Raw genomic sequence first — 12,361 nt, 5'->3', positions numbered from 1 at the left:
CCCCCTTATGATTTAAAGCAAAGTGGAAAAATTACCACCTGCCTTTCTTTATTGCTTTCATCACGCTGTTTTTCACAAAAAGGTTTACCTGCCAAAACAACCTCACCTTCATACTCATAAACATTTGGCATTGGGTTGTTAAACAAAAGCACTGCAACACCATTGGTTTTTGATTTTGCCAATGTTTTATTTTGACTAAAATTCACATCTTGGTCGCCCTTTAGCCCCATGCCTGTATAAAGCAGCTTATCATCTTGCCATCTGTCTTGATAAACACTGTCTTTTTTATGAACCAAAATCAACACATTGTTTTTTCGACTGCGGCGCATACCACTAGAATTTGATACGCCGAATTTTTCCATCAATTGAGCGTTAGTAAATACCGTACCGATTTTTAGATTGGTTAAATCCATTATCTCCCCTTCACCCTATCCACCTGTCTTTTAAATTCATCACGATACTCCAAAAGCTCCTCGCAGGTAATGGCAAAAATCCCGCTTCCGCCTTTTTGGAAAGTGAGCCAGTCAAACTGAATCTCAGGATAAGATTGGCGTAACGCCCATTCGCTATCGCCTACTTCGCACACCAACAGCCCGTCTTTGGTCAGATAGTCAGGGGCGTGGTACAAGATTTGATGTACCAAATCCAACCCATCCTGCCCTGCCGCTAAGGCATGTTCTGGCTCATGCAAGAACTCCGGTGGCAACTCTGCCATGACCGCAGCATCCACATAAGGTGGATTGGTTACAATCAGTTCGTACTGATTCTCGGCAGGGATTTTGGCAAATAAATCACTTTCAACCAGATTCACTTGATGAGATAATTCATGATGCTCGACGTTCGTCCATGCCACTTCTAGGGCATCTTTATCAATGTCCGCCCCGTCGACGTTGGAATCGGGGAATGCTACCGCCAAGGCAATGGCGATACAACCTGATCCTGTGCAAAGGTCTAAAATACGCTCAGGCGGAGCCAGTTGCAACTCTTGCAAGCCGTGGGCAAAAAATTTGGTTTTTTTGGCATTATCCACATCAAAATATGGATAGAAGTTTTGATTAATAAGCTCGGCAATGGGCGAGCGTGGAATAAGCACACGCTCGTCCACATAAAACGGCAAATTACAAAAATACGCTAAGTTAATGAGATACGACAAAGGCTTACGCTGAATAATCCGCTCAGCGAGCAAATCAAGTACCGCCTGTTTTTCACTGTCGGTCAAACGACAATCCAAAATCTCAGGATTCGCCCCCCAATCTAGGTTTAACGTATGCAGGACAATGGCAGAGCTTTCGGCAAATTCATCGGTCGTCCCCTGTGCCACCACCACGTCATATTCACGCAGTTTGCTCACACAAAAACGGATAAAATCCCGAATGGTACGCAAATTTCGTCCTGCTTCATCAAGCTGAATATGCAACTCGTCAATTTGGGCAGGGCTTAATTTGCCATTGTCTAGCTCGTCTAAGTGTTCTAAGTTGTCTGAGCTGTCAAATTCTTGCTCGGCATCATCGCTAAACTGGTCATCTAAATGGGTGTCTGACATGATATTCTCTTAATCGCATAAAATTGCCATTATAAAGAAAAATCGCCCATTTTTAAACCGCTTTTTAAATCAGTCATTAAATTTGTGGTAAAAAATGGTTTTTTGGGGGAAACATTGATAAAATAGAAAATTTAAACCTTGTGTTAATTTGTTAGGAGCGAATCACATTCGCCCTAATGATTTTGGATAATTTCAAACATACCAATGATTAACAACATCACATTTTAAAGATAACAGATTTATCAAAAAGAGACATCCATGACCGACAAGCCCCCCTTTTGCCTGCCTGCCGACATCACGCCCGAGATTTTTTTGGCAGAATATTGGCAAAAAAAGCCTCTACTTATCAAAAACGGCTTGCCTGCCCTTGTGGGTATGTTTGAGCCGACAGACGTGCTTGATTTGGCGATAGAAGACGGCGTATCAGCACGGCTTATCGCCCAAAAAGACGACAACCCAAAGGAGTGGACGCTCAAAAATTCGCCTTTGACCGAGCAAGATTTGCAAAACACCCCACGCCTATGGACAGTGCTGGTGCAAAACCTAGAACAGTGGTCGCCCGAGCTTGGCGAGCTGTGGCAAGCCTTTGATTTTATCCCAAAATGGCAACAAGACGACATCATGGTATCGGTCGCTGGGGCGGGTGGTTCGGTAGGCGAGCATTATGATGAATATGACGTGTTTTTGGCACAAGGGTATGGCTCTCGCCGTTGGACGCTTGGCAAAATGTGCAGTAGCGACACGCCATTTATTGAAGGTCAGCCCATTCGCCTGCTTGACGACATGGGGCAGATTATTTTTGATGAAATCCTAGAAGCAGGGGACGTGCTGTATGTACCGCCACGCCTTAGCCATTATGGGGTCGCCCAAGACGACTGTTTGACGTTTAGCTTTGGGTTTCGCCGTCCCAACATGGTGCAAATCCTAGACGAAGTGGCAGATGTTGCCACAGGCGAACACGCCCTATTCTCTCCGCTTATCCTGCCCCAAGCCTTACAAAACAACGCTTATGAGCTGACAGACGAGAGTATTTCTACCATAAAAAATGAGCTTATCAATTTACTAAATTCTGACAAAGGCAACGCCATTTTAACCCAAGCGTTGAGTGAATTGGTTAGCAAACGCCAATATGATTTGATTGCCTTTGATGACGAACTTGCCCCTGATGAACTGGCTGAACGCTTACAAAATGGCGAATGCTTGATGATAAATCCTGCCTGCCGATTTGTCCGACAAAATGACGATTGGTACATCAATGGCGAATGCGTGTGTTTTAATGATGAAGAGCTGGCACTCATTAACCGCTTTACCAATCGTGACGTGATTACGTTTGATGACTTATCTTGTGATTTGGATAACGACTTATTGGCAAGTTGTGCAAATTGGCTCAATGATAATTGGCTGATTTTGATTTAATTCATTTAAATGCCAAGCAACAAACTTGGCATTTTCTACCGCCAACACCCAACCACACCTACCCCCAAAAGAGCATAGCCAAAACCCCCGTTTTCTGCTATAATCGCCAATTTTAAATGATTTGATAGCTCAATGACCGACAAAAAGCCCCTAGATACCGTAAAAACGTCCACCCTTTCTCGCCAGTTAAGCATTGCCAAAACTTCCCTAAACATCGGCAAAAACTGGGCGAAAAGTGGCGTTACGGGGCTTTTTTTATCCAAAGAACAGCGGGAACTCCAAAAACACACGCTCATGCAAGAGCAGGCGGATTATTTGGTGGCAGAGCTTGGCAAATTAAAGGGGTCAGTTGTCAAAGTCGGGCAAATGCTGGCGTTATATGGCGAGCATATGCTCCCTCGTGAAGTTGTCAATGCCCTGCACACCCTAGACGCTCAGACCGCCCCACTGGCGTGGCACATCATCTATCAGACGGTACAGGCGGAGCTGGGTGAGCGGATTGATGATTTTGAGATTGAGCGGACACCCATTGGCACGGCAAGCCTTGCCCAAGTCCACAAAGCCACGCACAAATATTCAGGACGAGAAGTTGTCCTAAAAGTCCAATACCCCAATGTCGCCCAAGCCATTGATTCGGATTTGTCGTTATTTAAACATTTATTAAAGGTTACCAACGCCGTCCCCCAAACCAAAGCCCTAGATGACTGGTTTGGCGAGATTAGGCAGTTATTACATCGGGAAGTGGATTATGTCATGGAAGCAAACACCACCAAGCGATTTGCCGATTATCTCAAAGGCGATGAGCGGTATATCGTACCGACCATTTATGATAATTATTCCACGCCCCGCCTGATTTGCATGAGCTATGAAGCAGGCATTCATTTAAATGACCCTGCCCTACAATCATTAAATCAAACACGCCGTAATCACTTAGGGCAATCTGCCATTGACATTGTCATACGAGAGATTTTTGAATGGGGCGAGATGCAAACCGACCCCAATTTTGGCAATTATTTGGTCAGACTTGATGATGTTACCGAACAAGACAAATTGATACTCCTCGATTTTGGGGCGATTAAACAATTTGATGACAAATTATTAACCATTGCCAAAAATCTACTCATCGCAGGTCATTATCAAGACAAAACGATGATGAAAAATGCGATGACTGGCTATGATTTTTTTGATAAATTAACGGGCAAACCCCAAGATAATGTGGCGGACGTGCTAATGATGGCGTGCGAGCCATTTGCCGACAGCGATACCGCAGACAGCGAATATCTCGATGATGACAAATACATCTGGGCAAAAAGCGACCTATATCAGCGTGTCATGACCACCGCCAAATCAGGCATGCAGTCGCTAGAATTTAGCCTACCACCCAAAGAGCTGATGTTCATCAGTCGCAAATTTATCGGGGCATACGCTCTGCTCTCGGCATTGGACAGCCGTACGGATGCTGATAGATTGGTAAAACGCCACATCGCAAAAAACGCTCAATGATGAGCGTTTTATTTTTTATTCAAGATTAGCAAAATACTTTACCAAAATATCCAAACAGCGTTGCACTTTGATGGGCTGAAATTCTTTATCGGGCAGTCTTGCCACCAATGCCAAGGGCGGTAGTTCATGCCCTGCCAGCACGTTTTTAAGCTCGTCACTTTGGATGAATGGCTTAGCGTCCAAAACATTAACCTTGATGATGCCTTGGTGCGACATGGCAAGTTTTAGGGCGATTTTAGAGCTGTTAGTACTAAGGCGACTTTTTATGGCGACCGTCTCACCTGTAGCGAAGGTTATCGTGCGATTGCCGTCTAACAAAATAAAATCCTGCTCAGCCAAATCATCAATGCTGTGGATGGGTGCATGCCTATCCAGATAGTCGCCCGATGCCAATAATAACTGTGGCACATAAGTCAGTAACACATCATTTTTATCATGTTCACTTACTTCTTTGGCATCGACGAAACCCACGCAGATGTCCACACGGTCATGAGTCATGTCAAGCTCTTCCCCGCGCACCATAAAGTGTAGCGACAAAGATTCATTTTGCACCAACCAATCCGCCAAAGCAGGCATAAGATATTGGCAAGCCACCTGTGGTGTGGTCGCAATGGTTAGGTTGCCCATGACGTTATCACGCAAACGGCTTGCCTGATGCCAACCCATCTCGGCTGCCATTACCATTTTTAAGGCTGACTGGTAAAATAACTCGCCCACTTCGGTAAGACTAACTCTGCGTGTCGAGCGTTGCAATAACACCGCCCCAAGCTCGTTTTCCAATGAGCGAATCTGTTGGCTAACTGCACTTGTGGTAATATTTAGTTCTTTAGCGGCACCACTAAATGAACCATGCCTAACGACTGCCACAAAAACCGCCATCGCTCGCAAATTATCCAACAACATCTTAGCCCCCTATCTACCGATTCATGCAGATTATTACCTGTATTAATTATTTGTCTGACAAACCTGTAAAACAAGAGCGAAACTAAATGTTCAATCAGACCCTTTAGCAGCCTTTGCAAACACCTGTTAATATTCGACTAATTACTTTTTAATAGGCAAATAATTAGCTGGCAAGCTGGCAAGCTGGCAAGTATTATAACAAATAATTTTTATAAGTCAAATATTTATCTAAAATAATACCCCATTCTCAACTTTGTATAAGTAATTGATTTATCAAGGGCAAATTGCAATTCGCCCCCCACAACCCGAAAATAATCATCAAAAAATCAATAAGTTGTAATTTTAAGTTGAGATTGAAGTAAAATAATATTATTTTTTAAAAAAATTTTTATTAATCATATTTATAAAAAACCAACAAAAAAAACAATAAATAATCATAAAAATTTTAAAAATAATTTATAAAAATAACAATAATATTTGTAGAATATAAATTCAAGTCATTGAAAATAAGAGAATTATTTTATTTTTCGAATAAAAGTTATTTTAAAATAGTATTTTTTTTGATAAAAAATATTTCTAGATTAATTTTTGAAAATGACATATAATAGCGAAATTAATTTTTGTCATTTTTATAAAAATTATCATATAAAAACAAATAAAAATAATTATTATTTTATATTATAATTAGATAATTATTCTATTAATTTTATATCAGGGCGTATTGAACCTTTATAACACAATTTAAAATATAGAAATGTTTTAGAAATAAAACAATGTTTTTGCACGAAAAATGGCTAAATCTTGTTTTTCATAATAAAAGCTCGTTTGATAGAATGACTACCAAACCTCACTTTTTCCTTGAAAAATATGCGATTTTTCTCATTTTTCATTGCAAATACAAAAGTTCAATACGCCCTAATAATTTTTTAATAAACCTTAAAAACATCTAAGAAAAACTGGCAAAAAACACCATTAAAACAGGTGAGATAAGATTGGTAATAAAACCAAAGCTGATGACTAGCGGAATGATAGAAGCCCCACCCGCCTGCGTGAGTGTTGGCAGAGTAAAGTCAAGGCTGGTCACACCCCCAAGCCCTATCGCTGCCGATGATGAATGTCGCATGACCCATGGGATAAAGATGAGTGCCAGCACTTCTCGCCCTAGGTCGTTTAGCAGTGCCACACTGCCCCACACCGCCCCATAAGCGTCCGTCATTATCGTGCCTGAGAGCGAGTACCAACCAAAACTCGATGACAACGCCAAGCCCTGAGCGACTGACACGTCATCAAAAAGCAGGGCAAAAAGGACACCTGAGAGCAGTGTTACCCCCACAAAGATCGAGCTGATTTGCAAGCCCCGCTTATTTAGCAGTGCTTGTTTGAGACTGACACCTGAACCTTTGAGTGAAATACCCACCAAAAACAACAGTAGCATGAGTAGCACCGTCGTGGTCTTCTCTGGCGGGTGCCACGTGGCAGGTAAAAACTTAGCAATAATAAAGCCCATCGCCAGACACAGGATTTGGGTCAGACTGCCGTGAATGCTGACATTAGGCTTGGCAGTCGGGCTTTGCTGTGAGCGATACTGACAAGGCGATATACGGTCAAAAACCACCAAAGCCATCAACCCTGAGCCGATGGTTAGCACCATAAGTACCGACAGATACAGGGCGATATTGGCAAGTTTATGCTGTAAATCATCAACCAGTCCTAGCTCCATGCCAATCACCATCAAGATGATGAACACCAGATAATTAAGCCCACGCTCCGCCAAATGCGTGCTTTTTTTGCTGTTTGGCAGGGCAAAACCAACAAACATCGGGGTTAGGATAAGCAGAAGTGTGATGATACCTTGCATGGCGTGACGGCTGGTGAATGATTTTTGAAACATCAGAGAGTGAGCGTAAGATTATAGCATTTTTTGACAAATAGACAAGATTTTGATTAAAATTTATTCAAAATGAATGATTTACGTCCAACCGAAGTCCAAACCATTTAATCAAAAAGGACAGCCAAAACCGTCCTTGTGTATTTTACAAGTCAAGCACTTAGAGCTGATTGGTGCCAAAGGTATCGCAGGCTTGGATGTCGCCCGTCTCAAACCCCCGATAGAACCAACGCTGACGCTGAGCACTCGTGCCATGAGTAAAACTGTCAGGCACCACGTGTCCGTGCGATTTGTGTTGTAGATAGTCATCACCAATCTTTTCGGCAGCGTCTAAGGCTTCTTCGATGTCACCCTGTTGTAAAAAGCCAGTGCGTTCGTGGTTTTTCTTTGCCCACATGCCTGCAAAGCAGTCAGCTTGCAACTCTTGGCGGACGGACAGCTCATTTGCCTGTCGCTCATTGCCTTGCATTTGGGCTTTTCGCACTTCTTGGGATATTCCAAGCAGGGTCTGAACGTGATGTCCCACTTCATGAGCGATGACATAGGCTTGGGCAAAGTCGCCCACTTGGTCTTGGCGAGACAGCTCGGTGCTGCCATGACGCTCACTGCCAATACCCATGTGCCGTCTCATGTCCACAAAAAACTGCGTGTCCAGATACACTTTTTGGTCGGCAGGGCAATAAAAAGGACCGCTGGCAGATGTCGCCGCCCCACACGCTGACTTGACCGAACCTGTAAACATAACCAATTTTGGTGGCTGATAAGTACCACCGAGTTTTGTAAAAATGGGTGTCCACACGTCTTCGGTATCGGCAAGCACAGTCGCCACGAACTCACGGCTTTCGGCTTGGTCGGCAGTCTCATTGGCAGGGGCGGATTGTTGGTGGTTCGCCTGTCCTATCTGCTGAGTGACCCCTAGCGTGGTCTCGGGACTAACTCCAAATACTTTCCACAGGACAAGGGCAAGGATGATACTGCCAATACTTAGCCCACCTGCCTTCATACCACCACCGCCACGGCGGTCTTCGATATTATTACTCTGTCTGCGACCACGCCACTGCATAGCTCACCTATTATCGTAAAAAATTAGCCTATTATAAGGCAAAATTGCAAAAAATCTGTAAGAATTTTTAAAAATTATGTATAATTAGCGTGTATTGAACATTGAGCCTTGCTTAGGAGCTGACATGGTCTCACCACTTCCTTTTGAAACAGTCATTCATAACCCCAAAGACAAACCCATCGAACACGCCGTGATATGGCTTCATGGCTTAGGGGCGAACGGTCATGATTTCGTGCCTGTCGTACCTGAGCTTGGACTCTCCGATGAGCTTAGTGTGCGATTCATTTTTCCGCACGCCCCATCCATCCCTGTGACCGTTAATGGCGGTTATGTCATGCCTGCATGGTATGACATCTTGGAGATGAGCCTAGACAGAAAGGTGGACACCGCCCAAATCAAGGCATCTAGCGAACGTATTAATGACTTGATTGATGAACAAGTGCGTCTCGGCATACCCAGCCAGAACATCATCATCGCAGGGTTTTCCCAAGGTGGTGCCGTTGCTTATCACAACGCCCTGACCAACAGCCGACCATTGGCAGGACTACTTGCCTTATCCACTTATCTTGCCACCGAGCAGGAGATTGGCGAGCTTGGCACTAATGCATCCCTACCTGTTAAAATCGACCATGGCGATTACGATGATGTCGTGCCGTCGGTGCTTGGGGTCAAGGCAAATGAAAAACTCACCACTTTGGGTCTGTCGCCTGAATTTAAACGCTACGGCATGGCTCATCAAGTATGCATGGAGCAGATTAAAGACATTGGCAAATGGATGAATAAGGTGTTTGATAAAAGCTAAATAACAAAACCCTGTTTATACAGGGCTTTTATTTATAAACAGGGCTTATTTATTTGGTTTATTTGGTTTATTTGGCAAATCCCTAAGCTCCCATGTCGGCGTGGATTCATAGACCTTTGGTGGGGCTTGAACTTTGGGGTTTAGACCCACCGCAATCTTATGCCAAATTGACGAATTATCATACGCTTCTCGCTCGGCAATGGCGGCTTTCTTTTTGCGTTGGATTTGGTTGTTTTGAATGACGTAGACCGTGCGAGTATCGCTCGCCACCGTTTGGGCATTTTTATCCATCACGATGGCTTCTAGCGTGTACTCGCCTGCTACCAAATCAATGGTTGGCACGCTGGCGGTTAGCCCATCACCCACCACTTTGCCATTTAATAGCACCGCTGTGGTATAGCCCATCTCCAATGTTGGCGACACAGTAGCCTGCACATCAATGCTCTGGACAGGGCGATGATAGGCACGGTCTTCGGCAGGCTCGGTGATTTGGATGTGATAAGCAAAGCTCAATGTCGGCAGGATAGATAATGCCACGCACATCGCTGATTTGAAAAAGGTTGATTTTGAAAAATGAGTCATCTAAAGTTCCAATGTTACAAAATAATCTTATTGTACCCAAAAATCACCAAAAATGCACGCAAAACAAAACGGCATAAAACCAAATTCATGCCGTCTGTCTTTTTAGGGCGTACCCTAACGATTAGCAACGATAATACATATCAAATTCTAAGGGGTGTACCGCTTCATTAATACGCTGTACTTCTTTCATTTTTAGAGCAATATAGTCGTTAATCATCTCTTTGGTAAAGACCCCACCTTTTAACAAAAAGTCATGGTCATCACGCAGGGCATTTAGTGCCACTTCTAGATTTTCTGCCACCGTTGGGATAAGCATTTCTTCTTCTGGGGGCAAATCATACAGGTTCTTATCGGACGCTTCACCAGGGTCAATTTTATTTTCAATGCCGTCAAGCCCTGCCATAAGTAGTGCCGAAAACGCCAAATAAGGGTTGGCAGAAGGGTCAGGGAAACGCACTTCCACACGCACCGCCTTGGGGCTATTGACATGAGGGATGCGAATCGATGCCGAGCGGTTGGACGCCGAGTACGCCAGCTTAATCGGTGCCTCAAAGTGCGGTACAAGGCGTTTGTAGCTATTGGTGCTAGGATTGGTAATGGCGTTTAAGGCACGAGCGTGCTTGATGATCCCACCAATAAAGTACAAAGCAGTCTTAGACAGTCCTGCGTACTCATCGCCAGAAAACATGTTTACACCATCTTTTGAGATGGACATATTCACATGCATGCCCGAGCCATTGTCTCCAACTAAGGGTTTGGGCATGAAAGTGGCGGTTTTGCCAAATTGACTGGCGACATTTTGTACGATGTATTTAAACTGCTGTACTTCGTCCGCTTTTTTAACGAGCGTATTAAAAGAAATACCGATTTCTAGCTGACTGCTCGCCACTTCGTGATGATGTACTTCAATACGACCTTCGCCCATGACTTCATCAATGCGGTCGCACATCACCGCACGCATGTCATGATAATGGTCAATGGGCGGTACGACGGCATACGCCCCTTTGACGGCAGGACGCTGACCGCTATTGCCCCACGCATAGTCTTTGTTGGTACTCCACGCCGCCGCTTCAGAAATGACGGTGTGTCTGGCTCCTGACATATCAATGTCCCATTTGACTTCATCAAAGACAAAAAATTCAGGTTCAGGGCCTATCAAGGCTTTATCGCCCAGACCTGTCGATTTTAGGTACACTTCGGCACGCTTGGCGATAGAACGTGGGTCTTTGGCATAGCCTTGCATGGTGTCAGGTTCGATGATGTCGCACACCACCACCACCGTTGGTACTTCAAAAAATGGGGCAAGATAGGCAGTATCAACGTCCGGCAACAATATCATGTCCGAGCTTTCCACGCCTTTCCACCCTGCCACGCTTGACGCGTCAAACATCTTACCGTCTTCTAGGGTGTCTTCGTCCACGCTGTATGCAGGAAAGGTTAGGTGCATTTCTTTGCCGTGTGTGTCGGTAAAACGAAAATCCACCCATTTCGCCCCTGATGATTCAATCAAGTCAAGTAACTTATTCGTCATGCTCGCTCCAAATTTGTAACTTAGTTAATCGGTTAAACTGCTATAATTTACCACCGCTTTGGCTTTTATGCAAATGGTATTTTATGATAAATGTGCGTTTATTCATGAAAAATTATCAGCACCACTTTTAGCCTAAGAAAACGAATATACTCCAAAACCAACATTAATCTGGTAAATTCATCTGCGACTGGTCGGGATTTAACCCAAAATAAAACACAAACGTCGCCACCATGCTATTTGCCAAAATAAATGCCAAATCCAAGCTCTCATGCCCCATCACAAACCTCCCAAGCAGTGCCGATACCGCAAGCATGACCACAAAACACGCCAATAATAGCTGTATCATGGTCGGGTGTGTGAGTGTGTAGTTTGTGCCTGCTTTGCGTTTGGGATTTAGGATTTTTAAATTTATCATAAATCCGATGACATATACCGCACTACCTAATATTAAATAACCAAGAAAACCCATCTTTATTTACCTTATCCGCCCAAACGTTTGCAGTGAGCCGTTTTTTGTTTTATCTCGCCATAATTAATCGCCCCCAGCTCATAACTAAAACTATCTCTATCAATTACCGTTACCGCTTGTATTATTGGGCTATTTTCTCTAAACATTTCTATAAATAAAGCCTGCATTTCTGACTCCTTCTCATATTCTCGTTGTTTTGATATGGCATTATAAATCATCACATGATTAATATTCCCCACATTTACCGTCAAATGCTTACCATCAAAATCCCAATTATCTTGCGTACTCATAAAGACGGATTGAATATCTACCCCTTGATAAATCTGCCGAGTTTCGCCATAACCTACCGAACGCCCATCGGCAAAGAAATGGTGCATATTTTGACTTTTGGTAACATTGCCGTCCACTTGCTCTATCAATAAATCACATTGCCAAACCCCAACCAAATCATCTTTATTAAAATCGGTATTGGCATAAGTCATGGTCGCCATGAGACTTATGATACTGGCGATGAATAATTTTGGCATGGCTGATATTTATTCCTATGTTTTTAATATTAAAATGACTAATATAAATTAAGCGATAATTTTTAATTTGATATAGGGCAAATTAATTCACCCTATATCAAAAACAATTAACCAATAATTAATCAATCTTTTAA

The 12,361-nt window shown here is 43.5% G+C and carries 12 protein-coding genes; 3 read left to right on the top strand and 9 right to left on the bottom strand.

Annotated elements, in window-relative coordinates; all coding sequences use genetic code 11:
* Positions 1-5: 5 nt before the first annotated feature.
* Entirely contained in the window at positions 6-413 is a 408-nt protein-coding gene (locus LP107_RS06320) for an SRA domain-containing endonuclease (protein WP_112742314.1), read from the bottom strand.
* Complete coding sequence (gene prmB, locus LP107_RS06315) at positions 413-1,546, bottom strand: 50S ribosomal protein L3 N(5)-glutamine methyltransferase (RefSeq protein WP_112742315.1); 1,134 nt, start codon at positions 1,544-1,546, stop codon at positions 413-415. The genes LP107_RS06320 and prmB overlap by 1 nt, the downstream gene beginning before the upstream one ends.
* Before the next feature lie 255 nt (positions 1,547-1,801).
* Between prmB and LP107_RS06310 the strand changes: the two genes are divergently transcribed.
* Positions 1,802-2,959: a cupin domain-containing protein gene (locus LP107_RS06310; RefSeq protein ID WP_112742316.1), complete on the top strand. Its 1,158-nt coding sequence runs from the start codon at positions 1,802-1,804 to the stop codon at positions 2,957-2,959.
* A 132-nt stretch (positions 2,960-3,091) separates the two neighbouring features.
* Positions 3,092-4,462 carry an ABC1 kinase family protein gene (locus LP107_RS06305; protein ID WP_264675866.1) on the top strand — a complete coding sequence of 457 codons (1,371 nt, stop codon included), beginning with the start codon at positions 3,092-3,094 and terminating at the stop codon, positions 4,460-4,462.
* A 15-nt stretch (positions 4,463-4,477) separates the two neighbouring features.
* On the opposite strand, the gene LP107_RS06300 is transcribed toward LP107_RS06305, so the two are convergent.
* The 3 genes from LP107_RS06300 to ypfJ all read right to left on the bottom strand — a co-directional run bounded on the left by LP107_RS06300 (position 4,478) and on the right by ypfJ (position 8,316).
* On the bottom strand, positions 4,478-5,365 hold the full coding sequence (locus LP107_RS06300; RefSeq protein WP_228157686.1) for a LysR family transcriptional regulator: 888 nt from the start codon (positions 5,363-5,365) through the stop codon (positions 4,478-4,480).
* A gap of 946 nt (positions 5,366-6,311) precedes the next feature.
* The gene (locus LP107_RS06295; protein ID WP_078275141.1) at positions 6,312-7,223 is read right to left on the bottom strand and encodes a LysO family transporter; all 912 of its coding nucleotides are present in this window, start codon (positions 7,221-7,223) and stop codon (positions 6,312-6,314) included.
* 190 nt (positions 7,224-7,413) lie between these two features.
* The gene (ypfJ, locus tag LP107_RS06290) at positions 7,414-8,316 is read right to left on the bottom strand and encodes a KPN_02809 family neutral zinc metallopeptidase (protein ID WP_078275115.1); all 903 of its coding nucleotides are present in this window, start codon (positions 8,314-8,316) and stop codon (positions 7,414-7,416) included.
* A 124-nt stretch (positions 8,317-8,440) separates the two neighbouring features.
* On the opposite strand from ypfJ, the gene LP107_RS06285 reads away from it, so the two are divergent.
* The gene (locus LP107_RS06285) at positions 8,441-9,118 is read left to right on the top strand and encodes an alpha/beta hydrolase (protein ID WP_112742317.1); all 678 of its coding nucleotides are present in this window, start codon (positions 8,441-8,443) and stop codon (positions 9,116-9,118) included.
* A 45-nt stretch (positions 9,119-9,163) separates the two neighbouring features.
* Here LP107_RS06285 and LP107_RS06280 read toward each other — a convergent pair whose 3' ends face one another.
* The 4 genes from LP107_RS06280 to LP107_RS06265 all read right to left on the bottom strand — a co-directional run bounded on the left by LP107_RS06280 (position 9,164) and on the right by LP107_RS06265 (position 12,227).
* Complete coding sequence (locus LP107_RS06280) at positions 9,164-9,700, bottom strand: hypothetical protein (RefSeq protein WP_112742318.1); 537 nt, start codon at positions 9,698-9,700, stop codon at positions 9,164-9,166.
* Positions 9,701-9,821: 121 nt separating this feature from the next.
* Positions 9,822-11,231, bottom strand: a complete 1,410-nt coding sequence (gene glnA, locus LP107_RS06275; RefSeq protein ID WP_112742319.1) for a type I glutamate--ammonia ligase — start codon at positions 11,229-11,231, stop codon at positions 9,822-9,824.
* 163 nt (positions 11,232-11,394) lie between these two features.
* Positions 11,395-11,700 carry a hypothetical protein gene (locus LP107_RS06270; protein WP_029102195.1) on the bottom strand — a complete coding sequence of 102 codons (306 nt, stop codon included), beginning with the start codon at positions 11,698-11,700 and terminating at the stop codon, positions 11,395-11,397.
* Between the two features lie 11 nt (positions 11,701-11,711).
* Positions 11,712-12,227 (bottom strand): hypothetical protein, encoded by a 516-nt coding sequence (locus tag LP107_RS06265; RefSeq protein ID WP_112742320.1) that lies wholly within the window; start codon positions 12,225-12,227, stop codon positions 11,712-11,714.
* Positions 12,228-12,361 lie beyond the last annotated feature (134 nt).

It is taken from the genome of Moraxella bovis, from assembly GCF_025985205.1.
Lineage (GTDB): Bacteria > Pseudomonadota > Gammaproteobacteria > Pseudomonadales > Moraxellaceae > Moraxella > Moraxella bovis.
Note: the sequence above shows the minus strand (reverse complement) of the source record. Positions and strands in the feature narration are given on the sequence as shown.

Bases quoted from the DNA above. Each gene is read 5' to 3' on its own strand.
- LP107_RS06320 (WP_112742314.1), bottom strand. From the start codon at position 413: ATGGATTTAACCAATCTAAAAATCGGTACGGTATTTACTAACGCTCAA.
- LP107_RS06310 (WP_112742316.1), top strand. From the start codon at position 1,802: ATGACCGACAAGCCCCCCTTTTGCCTGCCTGCCGACATCACGCCCGAG.
- LP107_RS06305 (WP_264675866.1), top strand. From the start codon at position 3,092: ATGACCGACAAAAAGCCCCTAGATACCGTAAAAACGTCCACCCTTTCT.
- LP107_RS06300 (WP_228157686.1), bottom strand. From the start codon at position 5,365: ATGTTGTTGGATAATTTGCGAGCGATGGCGGTTTTTGTGGCAGTCGTT.
- LP107_RS06295 (WP_078275141.1), bottom strand. From the start codon at position 7,223: ATGCAAGGTATCATCACACTTCTGCTTATCCTAACCCCGATGTTTGTT.
- ypfJ (WP_078275115.1), bottom strand. From the start codon at position 8,316: ATGCAGTGGCGTGGTCGCAGACAGAGTAATAATATCGAAGACCGCCGT.
- LP107_RS06285 (WP_112742317.1), top strand. From the start codon at position 8,441: ATGGTCTCACCACTTCCTTTTGAAACAGTCATTCATAACCCCAAAGAC.
- LP107_RS06280 (WP_112742318.1), bottom strand. From the start codon at position 9,700: ATGACTCATTTTTCAAAATCAACCTTTTTCAAATCAGCGATGTGCGTG.
- glnA (WP_112742319.1), bottom strand. From the start codon at position 11,231: ATGACGAATAAGTTACTTGACTTGATTGAATCATCAGGGGCGAAATGG.
- LP107_RS06270 (WP_029102195.1), bottom strand. From the start codon at position 11,700: ATGGGTTTTCTTGGTTATTTAATATTAGGTAGTGCGGTATATGTCATC.
- LP107_RS06265 (WP_112742320.1), bottom strand. From the start codon at position 12,227: ATGCCAAAATTATTCATCGCCAGTATCATAAGTCTCATGGCGACCATG.